The 22706-nt window shown below is 77.3% G+C and carries 24 protein-coding genes; 7 read left to right on the top strand and 17 right to left on the bottom strand.

The window, feature by feature from the left end; genetic code table 11:
* Window positions 1-34 precede the first annotated feature (34 nt).
* Complete coding sequence (locus BMZ33_RS16860) at window positions 35-994, top strand: nucleoside hydrolase (RefSeq protein ID WP_091113243.1); 960 nt, start codon at window positions 35-37, stop codon at window positions 992-994.
* A gap of 6 nt (window positions 995-1000) precedes the next feature.
* Here BMZ33_RS16860 and BMZ33_RS16855 read toward each other — a convergent pair whose 3' ends face one another.
* A complete protein-coding gene (locus BMZ33_RS16855) occupies window positions 1001-1693 on the bottom strand; it encodes a GAF and ANTAR domain-containing protein (protein ID WP_091113241.1) in 693 nt (230 codons plus the stop codon).
* A 168-nt stretch (window positions 1694-1861) separates the two neighbouring features.
* Between BMZ33_RS16855 and BMZ33_RS16850 the strand changes: the two genes are divergently transcribed.
* On the top strand, window positions 1862-2329 hold the full coding sequence (locus BMZ33_RS16850) for an ATP-binding protein (RefSeq protein ID WP_169064471.1): 468 nt from the start codon (window positions 1862-1864) through the stop codon (window positions 2327-2329).
* 6 nt (window positions 2330-2335) lie between these two features.
* Here the strand turns inward: BMZ33_RS16850 and BMZ33_RS16845 are convergent, their stop codons facing one another.
* The 6 genes from BMZ33_RS16845 to BMZ33_RS16820 all read right to left on the bottom strand — a co-directional run bounded on the left by BMZ33_RS16845 (window position 2336) and on the right by BMZ33_RS16820 (window position 7953).
* Entirely contained in the window at window positions 2336-2572 is a 237-nt protein-coding gene (locus tag BMZ33_RS16845) for a hypothetical protein (RefSeq protein WP_091113237.1), read from the bottom strand.
* A 184-nt stretch (window positions 2573-2756) separates the two neighbouring features.
* Window positions 2757-3446, bottom strand: coding sequence for an NYN domain-containing protein (locus tag BMZ33_RS16840; protein WP_169064470.1), 690 nt, complete (start codon window positions 3444-3446; stop codon window positions 2757-2759).
* 139 nt (window positions 3447-3585) lie between these two features.
* The gene (locus tag BMZ33_RS16835) at window positions 3586-5688 is read right to left on the bottom strand and encodes a putative bifunctional diguanylate cyclase/phosphodiesterase (protein WP_091113231.1); all 2103 of its coding nucleotides are present in this window, start codon (window positions 5686-5688) and stop codon (window positions 3586-3588) included.
* A 127-nt stretch (window positions 5689-5815) separates the two neighbouring features.
* The gene (locus tag BMZ33_RS16830) at window positions 5816-6259 is read right to left on the bottom strand and encodes a hypothetical protein (protein ID WP_136697330.1); all 444 of its coding nucleotides are present in this window, start codon (window positions 6257-6259) and stop codon (window positions 5816-5818) included.
* Window positions 6260-6277: 18 nt separating this feature from the next.
* Window positions 6278-6673, bottom strand: a complete 396-nt coding sequence (locus BMZ33_RS16825; RefSeq protein WP_091113224.1) for an SRPBCC family protein — start codon at window positions 6671-6673, stop codon at window positions 6278-6280.
* Window positions 6670-7953, bottom strand: coding sequence for a competence/damage-inducible protein A (locus tag BMZ33_RS16820; RefSeq protein WP_091113221.1), 1284 nt, complete (start codon window positions 7951-7953; stop codon window positions 6670-6672). The genes BMZ33_RS16825 and BMZ33_RS16820 overlap by 4 nt, the downstream gene beginning before the upstream one ends.
* Window positions 7954-8112: 159 nt before the next feature.
* On the opposite strand from BMZ33_RS16820, the gene BMZ33_RS16815 reads away from it, so the two are divergent.
* Window positions 8113-8874, top strand: coding sequence for a hypothetical protein (locus BMZ33_RS16815; RefSeq protein ID WP_091113216.1), 762 nt, complete (start codon window positions 8113-8115; stop codon window positions 8872-8874).
* Window positions 8875-8900: 26 nt separating this feature from the next.
* On the opposite strand, the gene BMZ33_RS16810 is transcribed toward BMZ33_RS16815, so the two are convergent.
* The gene (locus tag BMZ33_RS16810; protein WP_169064469.1) at window positions 8901-10415 is read right to left on the bottom strand and encodes a protein kinase domain-containing protein; all 1515 of its coding nucleotides are present in this window, start codon (window positions 10413-10415) and stop codon (window positions 8901-8903) included.
* 74 nt (window positions 10416-10489) lie between these two features.
* Window positions 10490-12196, bottom strand: a complete 1707-nt coding sequence (locus tag BMZ33_RS16805; protein WP_169064468.1) for a serine/threonine protein kinase — start codon at window positions 12194-12196, stop codon at window positions 10490-10492.
* A 377-nt stretch (window positions 12197-12573) separates the two neighbouring features.
* On the opposite strand from BMZ33_RS16805, the gene BMZ33_RS16800 reads away from it, so the two are divergent.
* Entirely contained in the window at window positions 12574-13350 is a 777-nt protein-coding gene (locus BMZ33_RS16800; RefSeq protein ID WP_091113206.1) for an enoyl-CoA hydratase-related protein, read from the top strand.
* A 132-nt stretch (window positions 13351-13482) separates the two neighbouring features.
* Here the strand turns inward: BMZ33_RS16800 and BMZ33_RS16795 are convergent, their stop codons facing one another.
* Complete coding sequence (locus tag BMZ33_RS16795; protein ID WP_091113202.1) at window positions 13483-13749, bottom strand: hypothetical protein; 267 nt, start codon at window positions 13747-13749, stop codon at window positions 13483-13485.
* A 105-nt stretch (window positions 13750-13854) separates the two neighbouring features.
* On the opposite strand from BMZ33_RS16795, the gene BMZ33_RS16790 reads away from it, so the two are divergent.
* Complete coding sequence (locus BMZ33_RS16790; RefSeq protein WP_091113197.1) at window positions 13855-14493, top strand: MBL fold metallo-hydrolase; 639 nt, start codon at window positions 13855-13857, stop codon at window positions 14491-14493.
* 17 nt (window positions 14494-14510) lie between these two features.
* Here BMZ33_RS16790 and BMZ33_RS16785 read toward each other — a convergent pair whose 3' ends face one another.
* The 3 genes from BMZ33_RS16785 to BMZ33_RS16775 all read right to left on the bottom strand — a co-directional run bounded on the left by BMZ33_RS16785 (window position 14511) and on the right by BMZ33_RS16775 (window position 15784).
* A complete protein-coding gene (locus tag BMZ33_RS16785; protein WP_091113193.1) occupies window positions 14511-14777 on the bottom strand; it encodes a GlsB/YeaQ/YmgE family stress response membrane protein in 267 nt (88 codons plus the stop codon).
* A 102-nt stretch (window positions 14778-14879) separates the two neighbouring features.
* Window positions 14880-15341, bottom strand: coding sequence for an SRPBCC family protein (locus BMZ33_RS16780; protein WP_091113189.1), 462 nt, complete (start codon window positions 15339-15341; stop codon window positions 14880-14882).
* A complete protein-coding gene (locus BMZ33_RS16775) occupies window positions 15338-15784 on the bottom strand; it encodes a MarR family winged helix-turn-helix transcriptional regulator (RefSeq protein WP_169064467.1) in 447 nt (148 codons plus the stop codon). Before BMZ33_RS16775 ends, BMZ33_RS16780 begins: the two co-directional genes overlap by 4 nt.
* Window positions 15785-15844: 60 nt before the next feature.
* On the opposite strand from BMZ33_RS16775, the gene BMZ33_RS16770 reads away from it, so the two are divergent.
* Window positions 15845-17002 carry a phosphotransferase gene (locus tag BMZ33_RS16770; protein ID WP_136697329.1) on the top strand — a complete coding sequence of 386 codons (1158 nt, stop codon included), beginning with the start codon at window positions 15845-15847 and terminating at the stop codon, window positions 17000-17002.
* On the opposite strand, the gene BMZ33_RS16765 is transcribed toward BMZ33_RS16770, so the two are convergent.
* The 3 genes from BMZ33_RS16765 to BMZ33_RS16755 all read right to left on the bottom strand — a co-directional run bounded on the left by BMZ33_RS16765 (window position 16989) and on the right by BMZ33_RS16755 (window position 20757).
* Window positions 16989-17729 carry a GntR family transcriptional regulator gene (locus tag BMZ33_RS16765; protein ID WP_091113179.1) on the bottom strand — a complete coding sequence of 247 codons (741 nt, stop codon included), beginning with the start codon at window positions 17727-17729 and terminating at the stop codon, window positions 16989-16991. The genes BMZ33_RS16770 and BMZ33_RS16765 overlap by 14 nt on opposite strands.
* A gap of 64 nt (window positions 17730-17793) precedes the next feature.
* A complete protein-coding gene (locus tag BMZ33_RS16760) occupies window positions 17794-19008 on the bottom strand; it encodes a metallophosphoesterase (protein ID WP_169064466.1) in 1215 nt (404 codons plus the stop codon).
* A gap of 120 nt (window positions 19009-19128) precedes the next feature.
* A complete protein-coding gene (locus BMZ33_RS16755) occupies window positions 19129-20757 on the bottom strand; it encodes a CYTH and CHAD domain-containing protein (RefSeq protein ID WP_091113175.1) in 1629 nt (542 codons plus the stop codon).
* Window positions 20758-20883: 126 nt separating this feature from the next.
* Here BMZ33_RS16755 and BMZ33_RS16750 point away from each other — a divergent pair, with 126 nt between their 5' ends.
* Window positions 20884-21939, top strand: a complete 1056-nt coding sequence (locus tag BMZ33_RS16750) for a DUF2382 domain-containing protein (RefSeq protein WP_091113171.1) — start codon at window positions 20884-20886, stop codon at window positions 21937-21939.
* On the opposite strand, the gene BMZ33_RS16745 is transcribed toward BMZ33_RS16750, so the two are convergent.
* Window positions 21878-22705, bottom strand: a complete 828-nt coding sequence (locus BMZ33_RS16745) for a nitrilase-related carbon-nitrogen hydrolase (protein ID WP_091113167.1) — start codon at window positions 22703-22705, stop codon at window positions 21878-21880. The two genes, BMZ33_RS16750 and BMZ33_RS16745, sit on opposite strands and share 62 nt — an antisense overlap.
* Window position 22706: the final 1 nt, after the last annotated feature.

Raw genomic sequence — 22706 nt, 5'->3', positions numbered from 1 at the left:
GATCCTGCCCGACGCCGTCTGCTGGGATGGCGGGGTGGCTGCTCCCCCCGCGCGTCCCCTGGTGATCGACACCGACCCCGGCATCGACGACGCGCTGGCGATCCTGCTGGCGCTGGCCAGCCCCGAGGTGGACCTGCGGCTGGTCACCACCGTGCACGGCAACGTGGAGCTGCCGCAGACGACGGACAACGCGCTGCGGGTGCTGCACCTGGCCGGCCGCTCCGACGTCCCGGTGGCCGCCGGCGCCGCCGAGTCGCTGGTGTACCCGCAGCCCGAGCGCGCCGGGCACGTGCACGGCTCGGCGGGCCTCGGCGGGGTGGAGCTGCCGCCGTCGCCGGCCGCCATCGACCCGCGCCCGGCGGTGGTCGCGCTGGCCGAGCTGCTGGTGGCCGCCGAGGAGCCGGTGACGGTGGCCGCGATCGGGCCGTGGACCAACGTCGCACTGCTGCTGGCCACCTACCCGCAGGCGGCCGAGCGGATCGACCGGCTGGTGCTCATGGGCGGCTCGGCCGGCCGCGGCGGCAACGTGACCGCGGCCGCGGAGTTCAACGTGTGGGCCGACCCGGAGGCCGCCGCGCGGGTGCTGGGCTCGACGGTGCCCACGGTCCTCGTCGGCCTCGACGTCACCCTGCCCACGGTCCTCGACGAGGACGGCATCGCCCGCTTCGCCGCCGCGGGACCCGTCGGGGCGGGTGCCGCGGCGATCCTGCAGCAGTACCTCGACCACGCGCGCAGCTCCTACGGCACGACCGGCGTCGTGGTGCACGACGCGCTGGCGCTCACCGAGGCGATCGCGCCGGGGACGCTCGGCACGGTGCGCCGCGACGTCGTCGTCGACACCACCCGCGGCGCCGGGCGCGGGCAGACGCTGGTGGACCGGCGCTCGGTGTCGGACTCCCCCACCGCGGTCGACGTCGCCGAGACCGTCGACAGCCCGGCCGCCGTCGAGTTCCTCGTCAGCCGGCTGGCCGCCCTCGCCGCCCGGGTGGGCTGAGCCGGCTCAGCGCGGCTGCTCGTACGTCGAGGCCACGACCCCGGTGGCGATGTCGCGCAGCTTGCGGTTGTAGCGCTGGGAGGCCTCGCGCAGCAGGTCGAAGGCGGCGTCGGCGTCCACGCGCCGCTGCGCCATGAGCACGCCCTTGGCCTGCTCGATGACCGCCCGCGACTCCATGGCCCGCTGCATGTTGCGGGCGTGGTCGGTCAGCTGGGCGTGCGCGTCGGCGTTGGCGACCGCGATGGCCACCGCCTCGGCCACCTCGTGGGCCGCCTCGCCCGAGGCGTCGGAGGCGAAGGCCGCCGGCCGGGTCGAGTAGATGTTGAGGGCGCCGATCGAGCTGCCCTGGTAGGGCAGCGGCGTGGACAGCGAGCTGCGGACGCCGACCTCGACCACCCGCGCCGTGTAGTCGGGCCACCGCTGCTCGCTGGTCATGTCGTCGACCCGCAGGACGATCCCGGCGCGGCTGGCGTCCAGGCAGGGCCCGTAGCCCCGGTCGTACTGCAGCTCGTCGGCGGCCAGCGACATGTCGCCGTGGTACGCGGCGGTGACCGCCGTGTCGCCGCGGACGAGGGTGATCGACGTCGACTCGGCGCCGGGGACGTGCTCGTCGGCCAGCCGGGTGACCTCGCCGAGGACGTCCTCGAGCTCACGGTCGGCGAGCTGCAGCCGGCTCAGTGCTCGCCACAGGGCTTCCACGGCTCCAGTGTGCCCAACGGAGCGCGCGACAGGGGGACGCCGCCCGCCGCCCGGGGGGCCGCCGCTGCGGCAACGAAGGGGTTCGGTCAGGATGGTCCGGTCGGCGTGGGTGTCGCGGAACGGACGCGAGGGGTGGCGATGGGCCAGGAGACGTGGCCGTGCTCACCCGTGCCCTCCGTGGCCGGCGACGTCTGGCACTGGCAGCTGGAGGCCATGCACGTGGTGTCGCGCGTGCGGGCCGACCTGCGCGCCCGGATCGCGCACCCCTCGGTGAGCTCGTCGTCCACCGACGACGCCCGCGACGGCCTGCTGCTGGTGTTCGAGGAGCTCGCCTCCAACGCGCTGCGGCACGGGGGCGGCGACGTCCGGGCCCTGGTGGTGGCCAGCCCCGCCGGGTGGCTGCTCGACCTCAGCGACGAGGCGCCCGACAAGCCCCCGGTGCCCGCCGTCGACCGCGACCCGTCCCTCGGCGGGATGGGCCTGCACCTGGTGGCGCAGCTGTCGGTCGACTACGGCTGGGAGCGGCGCCCGGGCCGCAAGCACGTGTGGTCGCGGCTGCCCTCGGGGCTGCAGCCGATCGAGGGCTTCTCCACGCACGTGCCCGAGCCCCGGGCCCCGGAGCTGCCGGCGGACTGACCGCCCTCAGGCGGAGTCGGCCACCGCCGCGCCGTCGTGCTCGGCGCGGGCGCAGTGCGCGCAGCAGTAGAACTGGCCCTCGACGGTCATGCCGTGGCCGACCACCTTCACACCGCAGTGCTCGCAGATCGGCGCCATCCGGTGGATCGCGCACTCGAAGCTGTCGAAGGTGTGCGTGGCGCCCTGCGCCACCACCTCGAAGCTCATCGCGTAGTCGTTGCCGCAGACCTCGCACACCGCCATGGCCGCTCCTCCCGTCGCCGTGCGGTGGCCCTTCCCCGGCCGGGCGGCCGGGACACCCCGTCCGGGCGCGTCAGGCCGGGGCGGCGGTGCCGACGGCGCTCCTCGGGGCCGCCGGGCAGCAGGACGGCGAGCTCGTCCCCGCCCGGCCGCGCCACGACGCCTCCCCGTCCGGGTGGTGCCGGGGTCAGCCGTTGCGGCGGGCGCTCCAGGTGGAGACGAAGTCGCGCAGGCTCCGGGTGGGCCGCAGCCACGCGCCGTCGGGCGGCAGCGCGTCGAGCCGGACGCGGTCCAGCGGGGCGGCGAAGGCGCCGGGCACGTCCTCGATGTCGATGAACTCGATGAGCTCCGAGCCGATGGCGTAGCCGGCGACCTCGCTGAACGCGACGACGACGACCTGCGTGCCGGCGCGCGCGAGGTCCTCCAGCGGCTCGGCGAAGTTGCGCCCGTCACCGGAGAACACGACCAGCCGCCGCAGCCGGTGGCTGTGCGACCGGACGTCGATGTGGTCGAGCATGTCCTGGTCGATGTCGTCGTCGGGCTGCTGCTTGGGCCGCGCGAAGACGGCGTAACCGAAGCCGCGCAGCGCCTCGACCCAGCCGCGCATGCTGCCCACGACGGGCGGGATGTTGGCGAAGACGCAGGCCTCGACCTCGGGGGCGTCGGGCGCGCCCGGGTCACCGGCGGCGTCGACGAACCAGGCGGCGATCGCGTCGAAGCGCGGCCGGGAGGCGGCGGTGGGCCGCGCGCCGATGACCGTCGACAGGGTCATGTCGATGTTGGGCGCGTCCCAGATGAGCAGGTCCAGCGCCGGCCGGCCGCGGCCGTGGTCGGCGTCGGGGCCGGTGAGGACGGCCGTCCCGGTGGTCTCGGTCACGGGGGCAGTCTGCCCGGTCGGCTCCCCGTCCGTGACCGGGGCGCGGCCGCCGCCGACCGGGTCGGCCGGCGGGTCGGCCGGCGGCCCGCCCGGCGACGACGCCCGGCGGACGGCGCGCCGGCGGACCCGCCCGACCACCTCAGCGGAGCTGCCCGGCCAGGGCGAGTGCGCAGGAGTCACCGCCGCCGGCCCGCACCCGGTCGGCCCAGCGGGCCACCTCGCCCGAGGCCATCGGACGGGCGAGCAGGTAGCCCTGGGCGAGGTCGCAGCCGGCCTCGCGGACCATCCGCAGGTGCTCGGCGGTCTCCACGCCCTCGGCGACCGACCGGATGCCCAGGCTGTGCGCCAGACCGACGATCGCGCCGAGCACCGCGCCGGTGCCCCCGGCGGCCAGCCGTTCGGCCGCGCTGATCAGCGACCGGTCGATCTTCAGGGTCCCGATCGGCAGCGCCATGAGCTGGGCCAGCGACGACCAGCCGGTGCCGAAGTCGTCGATGGCCACCCGCACGCCGAAACCGCGCAGGATGGCCAGCTGGTCCTCGGCGCGGGTCGGGTCCTCGGCCACCGTCGTCTCGGTCAGCTCCAGCATCAGCTGCTCGGGCGCCAGCCCCGACTCGCGCAGCGCCGTCCGCACGTCGCGGACCAGCGTCTCGGCGGAGAAGTGGCGGGCGCTGATGTTGACCGCCATCCGCAGCGACAGGCCCTGCTGCGCCCACTCGGCGGCCTGCCGGGTGGTCTCCTGCAGCAGCCAGCGGGTGATCGGGATGAGGTGGCCGGTCTCCTCGGCCACGGACAGGAAGGCGTCAGGGGCCAGCAGCCCGCGCTCGGGGTGCTGCCAGCGCAGCAGCGCCTCCACGCCCTCGAGCGCGCCGGTGTCCAGGCGCACCACCGGCTGGTAGTGGACGACGAACTGGTCCAGGGCCCCGTCGCGCAGCCGGGTGGCGACGTCCATCCGCCAGCGGGCGGCGTCGCGCAGGCCGGGGGAGAACAGGTGCACGCGGTCGCGGCCGGACGCCTTGGCCTCGTACCCGGCGGCGTCGGCGTCGCTGAGCAGCTGGTGGGCGTGCCGGTGGCCCGGCTGGGCGACGGCGACGCCGATGCTCGCCGACACCGGCACGGACAGGCCGCCGGCGACGAACGGGCGGCCGAAGGAGCGCTGCAGCCGGAAGGCCAGCGAGGCGGCCTCGGGGGTGTCGCAGGACCGGGCCAGGACGACGAACTGGTCGCTGCCGAGCCGGCCGACGGCGTCCCCGGGGCGGACCTGCGTGGTGAGCCGGGCGCCGACCTGCCGCAGCAGCTCGTCGCCGACGGCGTGGCCCAGGGAGTCGTTGACGGTCTTGAAGCCGTCGAGGTCGAGGAACAGCAGCGCCGTCCGGCTGCGCTGGTCCTCCAGCGCCTCGCCGATCAGCTGCAGCAGCCGGGTGCGGTTGGGCAGGCCGGTGAGGTCGTCGTGGTTGGCCTGCCAGGCCAGCAGCTCCTCGCCGCGGGCGCGCTCGGTGAGGTCGGTGTGGGTGATGACGACGTAGCCGGTGTCGTCCACGCGGGCGGCCTGCAGCCGCCACCAGGTCGGCTCGCCCCCGAGGTGGTGGGAGTAGTCGTGGGCGAAGGTGCGGGGGAGGCCGTCGTCGGGCTGGGCGCGCAGCTGCTGCAGCCCCGAGGCGATCCGCTCGACGTCCGCCGGCTGCAGTCCCTGGGCGATCCGGGCCAGGTAGTCGTCGCCGACGCCCGCCGGTTCCCAGCCGCTGGCCCGTACCCGGTCGGCGTTGTTCGTCCAGACGCGGTTGGCCGTGCGGATCCGGCCCACCTCGTCGAGCAGCACCGTCGGGGAGGGCAGCGCGTCGAGCACCGCCGCCGTCCGCTGCAGCGCCCGGGCCTGCGCGGCCTGCGCCCGGTGCCGGGAGTCGACGTCGCGCAGGAAGACGACCACGCCGCCGTGGGCGTCGGCCGTCGCCCGCACCTCGAACCAGCGGTCGGCCGGTCCGTAGAGGTACTCGAAGGCGCGCGGCTCGCCGTCGGCGAGGACGGCGTGCACGTGCCGCTGCAACTCCGAGCCGAGGACGTCGGGGAAGCACTCGCGCACGGGACGGCCGACCAACCGCTCGGGCGGGCGCTGCAGGAGCCGGGCGAGGGCGGCGTTGACCCACGTGAAGCGCCACTCGTGGTCCAGGCGGCAGACGGCGTCGGGGACGCCGGACAGCAGGTCCGGCGGAGCCGGTAGACCGGCATGGTGGGTCTGGTGCACGCGCTCTCTCTCCCCCTGACGCCGCGTGCCAGGGCCCGTCGGGCAGGCCCACCGGCGACCGGACCGGGACGAGTGGGAAGTCGGTCCGTGCGCGACGCCTACCCGAGGGTAGTGGAGCGCCGGAGGATCAGACAGCCGTGAGCGTGGACCGCCCGGGGAGGCGGGCAACGGGGAGGGCAGCGGGACGGGCAGCGGGGACACCGGCCGGGAGCCCGCCGAGGACGGTGCTCCTGTCCCCGCCCAGGCGGGAGGCGGGAGGCGTGCGTCGCGCCCCGCGGTGGGCACCGGGGTCGATGGCGTCACGGCCGTGGGCTCCCTCGGGGCTCCTCCCGGCGTACCGGCGCGACCTGTCGGGGTCCAGGCGCGCCAGGTAGCCGGCGACGACCTCGGTCACCTCCCGGTGCGGCTCGACCGCGGCCACCACGGCCAGGGCGGCATCCACCTCGACCAGGTCGACGTCCTGCGCAGCGGCGCGGGCGGTGTTCCCGGCGGAGAGGACCGGCGCCAGGGCGGCCGCCACCGTCCTGGCGCCGTCGTGCTCGGCGGCCTGGGCCAGCTCGCCCTGGCACACCGCCCGCACCGAGCGGGCTCAGCCCAGGGGGCGGACCAGCCGGCTGATCGCGAGCTGCGCCAGCGGGGCGTAGGCCACCACGACCGGCAGCGGGCCGGTGATCCGCAGGCCGGTGGTGCTGCCGCCGTCCGGCCCGTCGGACACCCAGTGCACGAGGTGCAGCCGCACCGGACCGGCCGACACCGTCCAGGCCCACCGCCGCGCCGCCTCGTCCACCGACTCGACGACGAAGGGCAGCTGCACCCCCAGCGGCCCGCGCACCCGTCCCTCGACGCCGGCGGCCAGCCGCGGCACCGGCACCTGCACGCCGGTGATCTGCGGCGCCCACGTCGCCCACCGTGCGGGCTCGGCGTAGCGCTCCCACGCCTCGGCCGGGGCGAGCGGCCCGCTGGCGTGCAGGGTCACGACGCTCACGCCGGGGGTCCGCCGAGCAGCAGCTGGCGCAGCAGGTGCAGCGCCAGGACGACGGAGCGCTCGCGCACCGCCGTCCGCGAGCCGGGGAAGCGCACCGACCGCGCCTGGGAGCCGGAGGGCCCGACGACGCACAGGTGCACCGTGCCGACCGGCTTGTCCGGCGTCCCCCCGCCCGGCCCGGCGATGCCGGTGACGCCGACGCCGACGTCGGCCCCGAACCGCGCCCGCGCCCCCTCGGCCAGGGCCAGCGCCACCTGCGGGCTCACCGCACCGAACTCGGCCAGCACCTGCCCCGGCACCCCGACGAGCTGCTCCTTGGCCGAGTTGGCGTAGGAGGTGATCCCGCCGAGCACCCACGCCGAGGACCCGGCGCGCGCGATGAGCCGGGCCACCAGCAGCCCGCCGGTGCACGACTCGGCGGTGGCGATGGTGAGCCCCTGGTCGGACAGGGCGCCGGCCACCAGCTCGTCGAGCGTCGGCCCGGTGGAGAACAGCGTGGCGGCGTACTCCTCGGTGAGGGCCGCGGCCAGCCGGTCGTAGGCGGGCTGGGCGTCGGGCGTGAACCGGGTGACGATCTCCAGCTCGCCCTCGCGCAGGCAGGTGGTGATCTCCAGGCCGTCCAGCCCGGGCTCGAGGTCGCGCAGCGTGGCCGCCAGCTGGGCCTCCAGGGTGCCCCACAGCCGGATCGTCCCCTGCCGGAGCTCCGTGGCCCCGGACAGCACCTCGCGCACCGACCCGGCCGCCAGCGCCGCCGGCCACATGCCCTGCAGCTCCGACGGCGGCCCGGGGAGGACGACGACCACCGGCCCGTCGCGCCCGTCGGCCGGCGGGACGACCAGGCCCGGCGCCGTCCCGACCGGCTCGAGCACCGTCGCGCCCGCCGGGACCATCGCCTGCTTGCGGACGCCCGCCGCCGTGGCCTCGGGGTCGGCCCGCCAGCCGCGGCGGGCCATGAGCCGCTCGACGACGGCGGCGACCCGCTGCTCGAGCTCCGGGTCGACGGCGAGCGGCCGGCCCTGCACGTCGCCCACCACGGCCGCGGTGAGGTCGTCGGCGGTGGGCCCGAGCCCGCCGGTGGTGACCACCAGGTCGACGCCGGAGGAGGCGAGCCAGCCCAGCGCCCCCCGCACGTCGTCCGGGCGGTCGCCGACCACCACGACCGAGCCGACGTCGACGCCGGCCTGCTGCAGCTGCTCGGCCAGCCAGGGGCCGTTGCGGTCGGCGACCCGGCCGGTCAGCACCTCGGTGCCGGTGACGACGATCCCCGCGCGCGTGCCCACCCGCCCGACCCTAGGAGGACCGGCCGATCCGGGCAGGACGGACGGATCCGTCTCCGGACCCGCCGCGCACCTCCGGGGCCCCGGCGGGGTGCGCCGCTAGCGTGGCGGGCGGAGAACGGCTCCCCGAGGGCCCCACCCGTCCGACGGAGAGGAACGACCGTGACCGCCACGCCCCCGGCCGGCCCGCGCACCCAGGAGATCCCCGTCGTCCCGACCGGGTCGACGGCGGCCGGCGCGGCCGAGCAGCACCTGACCCACCCGGCCGTCGTGCACGACCCGGGGCACGCCGCGCCCCCGGCGCCCGGTGCCGGCAGCACCGCCGTGCAACCCCGCGTCGGGGACCCTGCCTCCTACGGCACCCCCCTGCAGCCCACCGGCCCGCTGGACTCCTTCTTCGGCCCCCCGCCGGCGCCGCACCCCGCCGCGCCCGAGGCCGGCTCCGCCGCCCCGCACGGAGCCCCTGCCCCGCACGAGATCCCCGCGCACCCCGGGACCGCCGCGGCCGGGCGGGCCCGGACCCCCCGGACCCGCACCCCCCGGACCCGGACCTCCGGGGACCGCACCCCGAGGGACCGGGCCCTGCTCGCCGGCGCCGGCCTGGTGGCCCTCGCCCTGGTGCTGCTCCAGCTGGGCCTGGCGCTGCGCTGGGGCGGCGACCGGCTGTGGTCGGAGACGCCGCTGTGGTCGGCCTTCGCCACGCTCGCCGTCGTCGTCGGCGCGCTGCCGTTCGTGTCCCGGCTGCGGCTGCCCGGTGGCGCCGCGACGGCGGAGAAGGTGGCGCTGGGCGGGCTGGCCGGCCTGGGCGCCTTCTGGCTGCTGGTCGCGCTGCCCGACGCCGACACCGACCGGGGCTTCCTGCTCACGGGCGCACTCGCGGCGCTGGGCCTGGCCCAGTGGCTGGCGCCCGGCCGCCGTCGCTGATCCCAGGACGCACCCGCGGGCGCCGGTCAGCCGTCGCGGCCCCGCCCGTTGCCGTTGCCACCGGCGTTGCCGTTGCCGTTCCCCTGACCGTTGCCGTTCCCGTTGCCCGGGCCGGTGGGCTCCCAGCTCGTCTCGGGAGCCGGGGCGGAGGAGGCGGGCACCTCCGGCGGGCCCCACGAGGTCTCCGGCGCGGGCTCCGACGCCTGGGGCAGCACGGTCGGCTCGGCCGGCTCCGTGGTGGGGGCCGCAGGTGCCACCGCGACGGTCAGCGTGACCACCTCCGCCGGTGACAGCCGCCCGACCGGGCCGACCGCGGTCACCGTGCCCGCGACGACGGCCGCCGTCGCCTCCGTGGTCCGCTGCACCCGCAGCCCCGCCGCCACGAGCTCGGCCTCGACGTCGTCGGCCGATCGGCCCACCAGGTCGGCCCAGCGCACCTCCACCGCCGTCGGCGCAGCCTCGGTGACCGTGGCCGGGGGATCGGCACCCGGTCCGGCGACCTGCAGCACGCCCACGCCGATCGCGGCGCCGGCCGCCAGCGTCGCCACGCCGGCCAGCAGCCGGCCGCCGCGGCGCGGCCGGGGGGCGGCGGGAGCGCCGGCCAGGGGCCGGGTGCCGTCCTCGGCGGGGGACGGCGCGCCCGCGGGCACCGGCCGGGTCACCTGCAGCGGCGCGGTCACGGGGGCGGGGGTGGGCGGCAGCGCGCGGCCGGCCCGCACGGCCTCCACCGCGTCGCGGAACGCGGCGCCGTCGGGGAAGCGGGCCGCGGGGTCCTTGACCAGGGCCCGCTCCACCAGCGTGCGCACCGGCGCGGGCACGTCGTCGGGCAGGGGGTCGGGCTCGTCGCGCAGCTGGCGCAGCGCGACCTGCACCGGGTGCTCGCCGTCGAAGACGCGCCGGCCGGCCAGGCACTCCCAGGCCACCATGCCGAGCGCGTAGACGTCGCTGGCCGGGCCGGCCTTGCCGCCGCCGGCCTGCTCGGGGGAGAGGTAGCTGGCGGTGCCGACGACCTGGCCGGTGCGCGTCAGCGGCGCACTGGCGGCCGACCAGGCGATGCCGAAGTCGGTGATCTTCACGCTGCCGTCGCGGCCGAGCAGCACGTTGCCGGGCTTGACGTCGCGGTGCACCACCCCGGCGGCGTGCGCGGCGGCCAGCGCGGCGGCGGTCTGACCCACGACGTCGAGCACCCGCTCCGGCGCCAGCCGCGGCTCCCGCGCCAGCAGCGCCGACAGCGGCTCGCCGTCCACCAGCTCCATCACCAGGTACGCGCACAGCTCCCCGTCGTCGCTGAGGAGCTCGCCGTAGTCGTGGAGGGCGGCGATGTTGCGGTGCTGCAGCCGGCCGGTGAGCTGGGCCTCGGTGCGGAACCGGGTGCGGAAGGTCTCGTCGCCGGTGTACTCGCTGCGCAGCACCTTCACGGCGACCTCGCGGCCCAGCCGGGTGTCCCGCGCGCGCCAGACCTGGCCCATGCCGCCGGTCGCGATCAGGTCGGTCAACTCGTAGCGGTCGGCCAGGACACGGCGCACCGGACGCACGGGCACCCCTCCCCCTCGGCGGCGGTCTCCCACGATCCCCCACCGCGGCGCGCGGCGCACCGGGTGGCCGCACGAACGGGTCAGGGAGCCGTGGGCTCCGCGGCCGACGCCGTCGAGCTCGGGGACGCCGGGCGCGTCGAGGTCGCCGACGGCGTGGTCGGCGTCGGGTCGGCCGTCGTCGTCGGGGCCTCCGAGGTGGTCGTCTCGCCCGGTGCCGCGGTGGCCGTCGGGTCCGGGGACGGCGACGGGTCCGGGGTGCCGGTCGGCGTGGCCGACGGCGTCTCCGGGGGCGCCGGCGCAGAGGTGACCGCGGCGGTCCCGGGCGCGGCGGGCAGCGGCTCGGCGTCGGGGCCGGGTGCGCTGTCGCCGGTCACCGTGGAGACCTCGCCCCGGTCGTCGTCCCGCTCCCAGGTGCCCGGGTCCCGGCTCGGCGGCGCCACCGCGTAGGTGACGACGACGTCGTCGCCGGGCTCGAGGGCCACGCCGGCGGGCGAGATGCCGATGACCAGCCCCGGGACGGCGGCGTCGGTCACCTGCTGGCGCCGCTCGACGCCCAGGCCCAGTGCGGACAGCTGGGTGGCGACGTCGTCGATCGGGCGGCCGACGTAGTCGCCGGCCTCCAGGACCACGCCCTCCTCGCCGTCGCGGGTCTGCGCGGCGACGACCGGCGGCGGCGCGGCCCCGTCGTCCAGGGCGGTGAAGACGACGGCGGCCAGGCCCGCGCCGAGCAGCAGCGCGATCAGCGGCACGAGCACGGCGGCCGCCCGGCGGCGCGACGGTGGCGGGGGGCTGCCGCGCCGCGGGGCCGCGCCGGACCGCGGCGACCCGGCGGGGGCGGGTGCGGCCTGGGTCGCCGGGCCGGGGTCGACGGCGGGCGCCGGGGAGGGCGCGGCGGCGGGGACGGCCGCCGGTGCCGGGGCGGCCAGGGGCGCGGCGAAGTCGGCGGGCAGCCGGCCGGCACGGGCGTCCTCGACCGCGGCCACGAAGGCGGCGCCGTCGGCCATCCGGGCGGCCGGGTCCTTGGCCAGCGCGCGGCGGATGAGCGTGCGGACGTCGCCGGGCAGCGTGTCGGGCAGCGGCTCGGGGTCGGAGCGCAGCTGCTTGAGCGCGATGGTGATCGCGTTGTCGCCGTCGAAGGCCGGGTGGCCGGTCAGGCACTCGTAGCCGACCAGGCCCAGGCCGTAGACGTCGCTGGCCGGGGTGGCCAGGTGGCCCTCGGCCTGCTCGGGCGAGATGTACTGCGGCGTGCCGATGACCTGCCCGGTCTGGGTGAGCGGCACGCTGCCGGCCGACCAGGCGATGCCGAAGTCGGTGATCTTCACGCTGCCGTCGGGCCGGACGAGGATGTTGCCGGGCTTGACGTCGCGGTGCACCAGGCCGGCGCGGTGGGCCTCGGCGAGCGCGGCGGCGGTCTGCCCGAGCACCGACAGGGTGGTGGCGGTGTCCAGCGCCCCCTCCTGCCGCAGCAGCGTCGACAGCGGCCGGCCCTCGACCAGCTCCATCACCAGGTAGGCCAGCCGCTCGCCGGTGTCGGCGGCCTCGGTCTCGCCGTAGTCGTAGACGGCGGCGATGTTGGGGTGGCTCAGCGCGGCGGCGTGCTGGGCCTCGGCGCGGAAGCGGGCGAGGAAGGTGGGGTCGCCGGTGTACTCGCTGCGCAGCACCTTGACCGCGACGGGACGGTGCAGCAGCAGGTCGGTGGCCCGCCAGACCTGGCCCATGCCACCAGAGGCGATGAGGCCGGAGAGCTCGTAGCGGTCACCGAGCATCCGGCGACCCGGTTCCACCACGGGAGCTCTCCGTTTCCTGCCGGCCCTCGGCTCGGCGCCGTTCCTCCTGGTCCGGCGCCGCTCCCCTGGCCAGGAGATGCCCGCGCCGTCCCAGGCCACACATCATCCCAGGCGTCCCACCCGAACAGGTACGTCCCACGCGTCACGGCTCGGCATCGACCCGGTGAACGGCCGGGGTCGGCGGGTCGGCCGTCGTGCGCACTCCCCCGCCCACGGCCGCCCGGACCTGGGGCTCCCGGCCGTGGGGTGGCACGCCATGATCAGGGGACCTGATCGTCGCGTGTCCTCCCTCACCGCCCACGTGAGGGAGGACACGCTGCGGTGCGGTAGGACGGCAGCGGACGACCCACGACGACGAGGGACCAGGAGGGGCGACGATGCCCGGATCGGTGACGCGCGAGGACGCCGGCGGCGTCGCGACCATCACGCTGTTCAGGGCGGGGCTGACCAGCGCGATGCGGCGCGAGCTGCTGGAGGTGGTGCGCGGGGTGGCCGACGACGGGTCGGTGCGCGCCGTGCTGCTCACCGGCACCGGCCGCGCGTTCTGCGTCGGCCAGGACCTCGCCGAGCACGTCGAGTCGCTGCGCGGGGACGCCGAGCACTCCCTGTCGGTGGTGGAGGGCGAGTACAACCCGCTGGTCCTGGCGCTGTCGGCGCTGCGGGTCCCGGTGGTCGTGGGCATCAACGGCGCGTGCGCCGGCGCCGGCCTCGGGCTGGCCCTGGCCGGCGACCTGCGGGTGGCTGCCGCCGGTGCGAAGTTCACCACGGCGTTCACCGGCATCGGCCTGTCCAGCGACTCGGCGCTGGCCGCCCGGCTGGTGCACTCCGTCGGCGTCGCCCGGGCCACCGAGCTGCTCCTGCTGCCCGACCCGTTCCCGGCCGAGACCGCGCTGCAGTGGGGCCTGGTGCACCGGGTGGTGGACGCCGCGGAGGTGGTCGGCGAGGCCCGCGCCCTGGCCGAGCGGCTGGCCTCGGGACCCACCGCGGCCTACCGCGCGGTGAAGACGGTGCTGGCCACGGCAGCCACCGACGGCCTCGAGGGCACCCTCGCCCTGGAGGCGCGGCTGCAGGACGAGCTGGGGCGGACCACCGACCACAGCGAGGCGGTCGAGGCGTTCCTCGCCAAGCGGACCCCGCGGTTCACCGGTCGCTGACCGCGAGCCGCACGCTGCCCCCACGCGGGGCCACGCCGGCCGGGGCCCGGCGGACCTGCGCCGGGACCCGGTCGGACCTGCTGGCCCGCCTGCGGGCGGAGCCGGTCGAGGGCGCCCGGGCGTGTCCGGCCGTCAGCGCGCGGAGGAGCGGCTCAGCACCACGCAGGGCACACAGACGTCGCGGGCCTGCGTGGGCCAGGGCTCGTCGACGCTGACGCGGGCCAGCGTGCCGCAGAGGGTGAGCTCGCACGCGCCGTCGACCTCGCCGGCCGGGCGGTGCAGCTCGACGGCGTGCCAGAGGGCGGCGGTGGGCCCGTGCGCCCGGCTGCGGGCGGCGGCGAAGCCGGTGGCGGCGAACGCCGTCGGAGCGGGCGAGGCGGGAACGGTCGGAGCGGCCATGCGGAGAGGGTCGGCAGCCGCCGCCCGGCCCGGGAGGCCCGGTGCCGCCCGATCACCCACACGGGTGAGGGGGCGCTCACCCGGACCGGGCGGCAGGATGCGCTCATGGAGCTGACGAAGCACGGCCACGCCTGCGTCGTGATCAGCGACGGCGACCGGCGGCTGGTCGTCGACCCGGGTGGCTTCACCGACCCCGCGGTGCGCGACGGTGCCTCGGCGGTGCTGGTCACGCACGAGCACGCCGACCACGTGGTGCCCGACCGGCTCCGGGCGGCGCTGGAGGCCGACCCCGCCCTGGAGGTGTGGACGAACCCGTCCGTCGCGCACCTCTTCGAGGGCCTCGCTTCCCGGGTGCACGCCGTGGGCGACGGCGACACGCTCACCGCCGCCGGCTTCGAGGTGCAGGTGCACGGCGAGTGGCACGCGGAGATCCACCCGGACCTGCCCCGCGTGCGCAACGTCGGCTTCCTCGTCGAGGGCCAGGTGTTCCACCCCGGCGACGCGCTCACCGTCCCGGGGACGCCGGTGCCGACGCTGCTGCTGCCGGTGCACGCGCCGTGGTCGAAGGTGGCCGAGGTGATCGACTACGTGCGGGCGGTCGACGCCGACCAGGCCTTCGCCGTGCACGACGGCCTGCTCAACGACACCGGGCTGGGCGTGGTCGGGGGGCTGCTGGGGGAGCGCGGCCCGGGCACGCCCACCCCGTTCAGCCGGCTGGCCCCGGGGGAGTCGGTCGAGCTCTGAGACCGGCTCCCCCGGGGTCAGCGCCGGACGGAGCGGTTCGAGCGGCCCGCGACGCCCTCGGCGACGCCGATGAGCAGCACGGCGGCGACCACGGCGAGGACGAAGCCCAGGACGTTGAGCTCCCAGATGTCGCCGGTGCCGAAGAACTGGGCGATCAGGCCGCCGATGAGCGAGCCGACCAGGCCGAGCGCCAGGGTGGCGAGGATGCCCAGGCGCTGCCGGCCCGGGACGATGAGGCGGGCCAGGGCCCCGATGACCAGGCCGGCGACGAGGAATCCGATCACGACTGTCCTCCAGGAGGGGGTGCGGTGCCCGGCCGGTCGCCGGGCACTCCGGCCCCTGCACCTACCCGTGCCGCCGACGCCGACGCGTGTCCCGCGCCACCGTCAGTCGGCGGCGACCTGCTCGACGTGCGCCGGGAGCTTGTCCAGCTCGCCGTCGACGGTGCGCTGCACCACCCGCTGCATCGACGTGCGGGAGAGCCGGTCGGCCAGCCGGACCCGGCGCGGCTCGTGGGTCAGCGTGATGGTGACCAGCGTGCCGCCCGCGGCGCCGTCGGCGAGCTCGATGCGGGTCGTCCAGGTCTCGGGCGTGAGCTGCAGCCGCGTCGCCACGACCCGCTCGGGCTCCCACTCGACGATCTCCCCGCGCGGCGCCCCGTCACGGGGCTGCTCGTCCTCGCCGAGCCGGCCGGGCACGCAGACGAACCGGGTGCCCGGGCCCGCCGCCGCGCCGTCGACGACGTAGGAGACGTCGCAGACCGCGCAGTAGGGCTCGAGCACGGCCAGCGCCCGCCACACGCGGCCGCGCGGGGCGGCCACCTCCCGACTGCCGCTGGCCGTGGTCACTCCCCGACCGTAACCGGCCCCGGCGCGAGGTCGGTGAGGACGGCCCGGGCCACGGCGTAGCGCTCCTCCCCCACCTGCGCGGCCCACTCCCGCTCGACCGCCGCCAGCCGGTGGCGGACCGCGGCGGTGGCCTCCCGGCCGCGGTCGGTGAGCCGCACCAGCCGGGCCCGCCGGTCGGAGGGGTCGGGCACGACCTCGACGTAGCCGCCGGCCTGCAGCGGGGCCAGCGCCTGGGCCAGCGCCTGCTTGGTCAGCCCGCTGGCCGCGGTCAGCCGGGTCAGCCGCTCGCCCCCCGGCGGGAGGAGGGACAGCAGCCGGTAGTGCCGCGTCCGCAGACCCGGGAACGACGCGTCGCTCAGGGCGTAGAGCTCGGCGCGGACCCGGTGCATCGCGTGCTCGAGCAGCACGACGACGAGCGGTTCCCCGTTGACGGGATCGGACACGGTGCCCCACCATCTCCCCGGGTAGACAAGCGGCTTGACCATTCTCCCACGGAGCCCGCCATGACGACCTCTCCCCGTCCGGCGCCGTCCCCGGTGACCGGCCTCCCCGGCGGCACCACCGTCGCCGGCCTGCTGCCCGGCCTGCGCCGCTGGACCGGCCGGCCCGGCCTCGGCGTCGAGGACGTCGCGTGCACGCCGGTCCGGCACCGCATCTCCGCCCCGACCACCCGCGCGCTCACCCGGGTGGCGGTCACCGCTCGCGACGCGGACGGGCCGGTGACGCTGCGGCTGGTGGCCAAGGAGCTGCAGCGCGCCCGGGAGGGCCTGCCGCCGGAGGTGCCGCCGCCGGCGCGGGAGCTCATCGACTCGCTGGTCCCGTGGCGGATCGAGGCCGACGTCTACGCCTCCGCGACGGCGGGCCACCTGCCGCCGGGCCTGCGGATGCCGGACCTCGTGCACGTCGCCGAGGGCCCCGGCGACCGGGTCACCCTGTGGCTGGAGGACGTCGCGCTGACCGGGGAGCCCTGGACGGCCGACGACGTGCGGCGCGCGGCGAGGCTGCTGGGCCGGGCCGCGGTGCGCCGCCGGTGCGAGCCGCGCCTGGTCGTGCCCGCCGACTCGTTCCTCGGCAACTACGTCGCCCACCGGCTGGGCGGCCACGCGCTGCCGCTGCTGGCCGCCGACGACACCTGGTCCCACCCGGCGATGCGGCTGGCCGAGGTCGCCGCGCTGCGGACCGACCTGGCCGACCTGGCCGGCCGCGTCCCCGCCCTGGTCGCGGAGCTCGGGAGCGTCCCGGAGCTGCCCGCGCACGGGGACGCCACCCCGATGAACCTGCTGCGCCCGGCGGCCGGGCCGGGGACGTTCGTGCTGGTCGACTGGGGCACGTCCACGCCTGCGCCGGCGGGCTTCGACGTCGTCCCGCTGGTCTTCGGCCGCGCCGAGGAGGGCAGCGCCGCTCCCGGCGAGGTGCCCGGGCTGCTGGACGCCGCCGTCCGCGCCTACGCGGAGGGGCTGGCCGCCGAGGGGCTCGAGGTGCCGGTCGACCGGCTGCTCCGGGCCGTGGTGGCCGCCGCGCTGATCCGGTACCCCTGCACCAGCCTGCCGCTGGACCACCTGGGCGGACCGGTCACCGACGAGCTCCTGGCCCACGCGGTGGAGCGGGCCGCCTTCGTGCGGATGGTGCTCGACCTGCAGCCCGCGCTCAGCGGCCGGTGACGGAGACCTCGAACTCGACCTGGCTCACGTCGGGGCGCAGCCGGGAGAAGCTGTGCACCAGCGGGTGCCCGGCGTTGTCGCGGACCGTGGTGCGCACGACCAGCAGCGGCGAGCCCGCGGCGATGCGCAGCAGGTCGGCCTCGTCCGGGGCGGCGGTGCCGACGTCGACGACGATCCGCGCGTGGGCGAGGTCGGCGCCGTACTCGCGGCGGAGGAAGTCGTAGAGGGAGCCCTCGGTGAAGTCCTCCTCGGCGGCGCGCGGGTAGCGCGCGGCGGGCAGGAAGCTGTGCGCGACGTGGTTGGGCGCACCGTCGACGCTGCGCAGCCGCTCGAGCTCCACGACGTCGGAGGCCACGTCGAGGGCCAGCTCGGCGGCCACGGGCGCCGACGCCGGGACGACGCGCTGCTGCAGCACCGTCGTGCCCACCTGGGCGCCCTGCTCGGCCATCACCGAGCTCCACCCGGCGATGCGGTGCACGAAGCTCTCGCGGTACTCGTGCCGGATCGCCGGGCGGGTGACGTAGGTGCCGCGGCCCTGCTCGCGCACCAGGTGGCCGTCGGCGACCAGGCCGTCGACGGCGCGGCGCAGGGTGATCCGGCTGACGCCGTACTCGGCGCACAGCGTGGGCTCCGGCGGCAGCAGCGCGCCCTCCGGCATCGCCGCGACCCGGCGCCGGAGGTGCTCCCGGACCGAGAGGTACTTCGGTCCTGCCGTCGCCGCCGTCACGTCCCCCACCCTAGGGGCAGGTAGACGTCTGCGGACGTCATGTCGTATGAGACGTCTGTCGCGCTCACCCGGTCGGGGCGCGGAGCTCGACGACGGTGACCTCCGGGCGGGCCCCGATCCGCATCGGCGGGCCCCAGTAACCGGCGCCGGAGGTGACGTAGAGCTGGGTGTCGCCGTGCCGGGACAGCCCCTCCACGGCGGGCTGGTCGAGCCGGATCGCGTAGTCGAAGGGCCACAGCTGCCCGCCGTGCGTGTGCCCGGACAGCTGCAGGTCCACGCCGGCGGCGGCGGCCTGCGCCACCTGCACCGGCTGGTGGGCCAGCAGCACCACCGGGGTGGCGTCGTCGCGGCCGTCGAGCGCCGCGTCGAGGTCGGCGCCGTGCCCGGGGACGCCGGAGCGCGCGGCCGTCCGGTCGTCGATGCCGGCCAGGTCGAACGACGCCCCGCCGCGGGTGACCTGCACCCGCTCGTTGCGCAGCACCTCGACCCCGAGGGTGGGCAGGTGGCGCAGCCAGGCGCGGGTGTCGACGAAGTACTCGTGGTTGCCGGTGACGAAGTAGACGCCCTGCTCGCTGACCAGGTCGGCGAGCGGAGCGACCTCCTCGCGCAGCTCGTCGACCTCGCCGTCGACCAGGTCGCCGACGATCGCCACGACGTCGGGGCGCTGGGCGTTGACGATCTCGATCAGCCGCTCGAAGCGCCGTCCGCCGTAGGTGGCCGACAGGTGGCCGTCGGAGAAGGTGACGACGCGCAGCCCGTCGAGGGCCGGGTCCAGCCGCGGCAGGGTGACCGGCACCCGCCGGACGACGGGCGCGGAGTTGGCCAGGTACACACCGGTGCCGGCGGTGCCCAGGGCCGCCACCCCGGCCGTGGCCGCGAGGGAGCGGGCGAGGAACAGCCGCCGGGACGGGTCCACCGGAGCGTCGGGCGCCCGCTCAGGAGCCGGCCCGGGAGGCGGCTCCGGGGCCGGGCCACCGACGGGTACGGGCTCACGGGCGGGTGCCCGCCGGCGGTCGAGCAGGCGCAGCGCCAGGCGCACCGGTTCCAGTGCCAGCAGGGCGAGGAAGGCGTAGAAGGCGATGCCGAGCCAGGTGAACCCCAGCCAGGCCAGCGGGGCCTGTGCCGAGAGCGACAGGTCCCGCCGCGTCAGCACCGCGACGGCGGGCAGCAGCGCCAGGAGGAGGGTGAGCCAGGTGAGACGGCGGCGCAGCCGTCCCGGGCGGGTGGTGCTGCGGACCAGCCGCCACCACAGGTAGCCGTGCAGCAGGGACACCGCCACCAGGACGACCGTCGCGAACCCCAGCAGACCGATCAGGGACAGTGGGAGGACCTCGTTCTCGGATCAGGGGGCCGGGGCGCCCGGACGGGAGACGAGCGGGCGCGCCGGGGTGTTCCCGGCTCAGGCCTTCACGGCGGCCCGGACGGCGGCGCGCAGGCCCGGCTCGAGCGCCCAGAACGCCTGGTCGGCGTGCTCGGCGCGGGCCTCCTCGAGGCCGTGCAGCCGGCCGTAGGTGAAGGTGTCCTCCCCGGCGCCCACGGCGGCGGTGGCCAGGCGCAGGCACCAGGCGCGGGTGACCACGGTGTCCTGGGCCTCGCCGAGCACGTCCTGCACCTGCTTCGTGCAGGTGACCAGCGCCTCGGCAGGCGCCCCGAGGACCGGTGCGGCGACCTCGGCGGTGTAGCGGACCCGCTTGGCGGCCTTGCGGGCCTCGTGCAGGGCGTGCTCGGTGTCCTCCTGGTGGGCACCGGGGTCGACCGCCTCGCGCTCGCGGGCCTCGTCGGTGCGCGCGGTCAGGCGCTTGCCGGCGCGCCTGATCGCGTCGGTGAGCACCGCCCGCGCGGGCTCGCCGGCGGCCCCCGCCAGCGGCGGGTCGGTGAGCAGCGCGTCGAGGGAGTCCAGCAGCGCGAGGTGGCGGCGGTCCGACAGCGCCCGGGTCGCGGCCTTGCGACCGCGCTCCACGTCGGCCACCTCGGTGGAGCGCAGCCGCGCGGCCACCGGGCCTCGGACGAGCTCGACCGGCTGGTCGGCGACGACGGCCCTGAGGTGCTCGAGGGCCACCTCGCCGTCCCGGGCCCCCGAGAGCTGGGCACCGATCCACCGCAGCTCCTCGCGGACCGGGTCGGTGGCGGTGCGGTCGAGGACCGGCCGGAACGCGGCCAGGATGCTGCGCAGCCGCCGGCAGGCCACGCGCAGGTCGTGGACGCCCTCCGGGTCGCCGGTGCGCACGCCGATGTCGGCGGTCTGCAGCGCCCGGGTCTGGGTGCGCAGCGCGGCGAGGACGACGTCGGCCGCCGTCGGCCCGTCCGGGTCGCGCCTCCTCCCCTTCTTCCCCTTCCCGCCCTTCTTCTTCCTCCCGCCGTCCTCCGCCGCCGGGGCGGGCGGCCGCACCGGCGCGGGGGTCAGGGCGGCGAGCCGGTCAGCCAGGACGCGGGAGAGCTTCGACGGGACGTCGGAGGGCCGGATGCCCGCGTCGGCCAGGGCGGCGGTGACCGCGTCGAGCAGCGCCTCGTCGCCCTCGACCAGCTCGACCTCCACCTCCCGCCACGTCGTGGTCGTCGCGGCCCCGCCGTCCTCGGCGGCCAGGGCGGTGCCGGTGACGGTGTCGGCGGCGACCTCGGCCAGCACCCGGCCGCCGTCGTCGAGCAGCGGCGTCACCTGCCGGGTGGTCCGCAGGGTGGCCACCGGCCCCGGCCGCACGCCGCGCAGGACGGCGGTGACGGGCTCGGTCACCGCCCGCGGCACCTGCGTGCGCCGGACGCCGAGCGGGGCGTGCACCTCCCGGCGCGAGCCCGCGGCGGCGGTGGGCAGCTTGAGGTGCCAGCCCGCGTCGGTGCCGCCGGTGCGGCGGCGCAGCGTGACCCGGGAGCGGGCCAGGCGGAGGTCGGGGGTGTCCCAGTACGTGGCGTCGAGGTCGTGGGTGACGACGTCCCCCACCGCGGCGACCCCGCCGACGCCGGTGAGGTCGGGCAGGACGACGTCCGGCCCCGCCTCGAACTTGCGCTCCACCTCGAGCTGTCCGCTCGCCACGACGTCCTCCTCCGACCGGGGGTGCCGTCACCGACCGTAGGGGCCGGACGGGTGTCGGGGCACGTCAGAGCGGGCACTGTCCCGCCCGAGCGACGCCAGAGCGGGCGTTCCGAGGAGGCGAGCACCGTGTTGAGCGAGCGAGACCTGTCGGCAGCCATCGGCAGCACCGCGCAGGGTCCGGACGGCGAGAAGATCGGCACCGTCGAGAGCTTCTTCGTCGACGACCGGACCGGCGCGCCCACCTGGGTGGCGGTCGCCACCGGACTGTTCGGCACCCGCCACTCGATCGTGCCCGCGACGCAGGCCACCTTCACCGACGGGGTGCTGCGCGTGCCGGTGGGCAAGGAGGCGGTCCGCTCCGCACCCCACCTGCGCGGGGACCACCTGGGTCCCGACGAGGAGGCGCAGCTGCGGCAGCACTACGGCCTGACCGCACCGGTCCCCGGCGGCCCCGGCCCGGACGCCGCCGCGGCCGCCCTGGGCACCGGCACCTGGTCGCCCGGTGGCACCGGCCTGGCCCCCGCGGGCGCCGGGCCGGCCGACGGCCCGCCCGCCGCGCAGGACACCGGGGCGACGGCACCCGCCGCGCCGACGCAGCGCGTGGCCCCCGTGGGTGCGACCGGCGGCGCACCCGCCGCCGTGCCGCCGCAGACCGCACCGCAGGCCGTCGCGCCGGCCGTCGCGCCGGCCGCGGCGGGGGTCGCGGCCGGGACCGGAGCCCCGGACGGACCGCCCCGGCAGGCGTCCGACGGGTCGATGGTGCGCAGCGAGGAGCAGCTGCGGGTGGGCACCGAGCCGGTGGCCACGACCCGCGTCCGGCTGGTCAAGTACGTGGTCACCGAGGAGGTGCAGGTGACCGTGCCGATCCGCCGCGAGGAGATCCGGGTCGAGCACGTGCCCCTCGACGCGCCCGACGTCCCCGGTGAGTCGCTGGCCCCCGCGGGCACCGGCGCGCCCGTCCCGGGCGGCGCTCCCGCCGGCACTCCGGTCGGCGCCGGGGTCGGCGCCGGCCTGCCGGAGGAGGTCGTGCTGCACGCCGAGCGCCCGGTCGTGGGCGTCGAGGTGGTGCCGGTCGAGCGGGTGCGGCTGCGCACGGAGCTGGTCGAGGGCCAGGAGCGGGTCACCGAGCAGGTGCAGCGCGAGCAGATCGTCGTCGACCAGACGCCGGCGCCGCCTCGGTGACCCCCTGGCCGCGGCGGTCGGCGAGGAAGGCGAAGCGCTCACGGGTGGCGGCGACCTCGGCGGCGTCGACGTCGGCGAGCACCAGGGTCTCGCTGCCCGCGGCGCCGGCCAGGACCTCGCCCATGGGGCTGATCACCTGGCTGTCGCCGGCGTGCTCGATGCCGTCGCCGCCGGTGCCGACGCGGTTGCAGGCGACCACGTAGGCCTGGTTCTCGATGGCCCGCGCCCGCAGGAGCGTCGTCCAGTGGTGCCGGCGGCCGGCCGGCCAGTTCGCCGTCACGAGGTAGACGTCGGTGGTCGGGGCCGCCGTCCAGAACACGTCGCCGAAGCGCAGGTCGTAGCAGACGAACGGGGTGACCCGCAGGCCGCCGACGGTCAGGCTGACCGGCGCGTCACCGGCCAGGTAGCGCTCGGCCTCGCCGCCGTGGGTGAACGGGTGCAGCTTGCGGTAGCGGTGCACCGCGCCGTCGGGGGCGGCGAGCACCAGCGAGTTGTACGGCAGCCGCTCGCCGGGGGCGACCTCCGGGCAGCTGCCGGCCACCCACACGCCGTGCTCGGCGGCCTGCTCGCACAGGAACCGCGCCGACGGGCCGTCCTGGGGCTCGCCGATGCCCGGCGTCATGGAGAAGCCGGTGGAGAACGTCTCGCTGAGCAGCACGAACTCCGCCCCGGCCGCGGCCGCCCGGGCCACCTGCGGCGCCAGCCGGGCGTAGTTGGCCTCGCGGTCCTCCCAGACGATGTCGTGCTGGACCACGGCGAACCTCACG

This window comes from Geodermatophilus dictyosporus (assembly GCF_900115505.1).
Classification (GTDB): Bacteria; Actinomycetota; Actinomycetes; order Mycobacteriales; family Geodermatophilaceae; genus Geodermatophilus; species Geodermatophilus dictyosporus.
The sequence above is the reverse complement of the archived record's forward strand: the minus strand, read 5'-3'. Positions and strand labels throughout refer to the sequence as shown.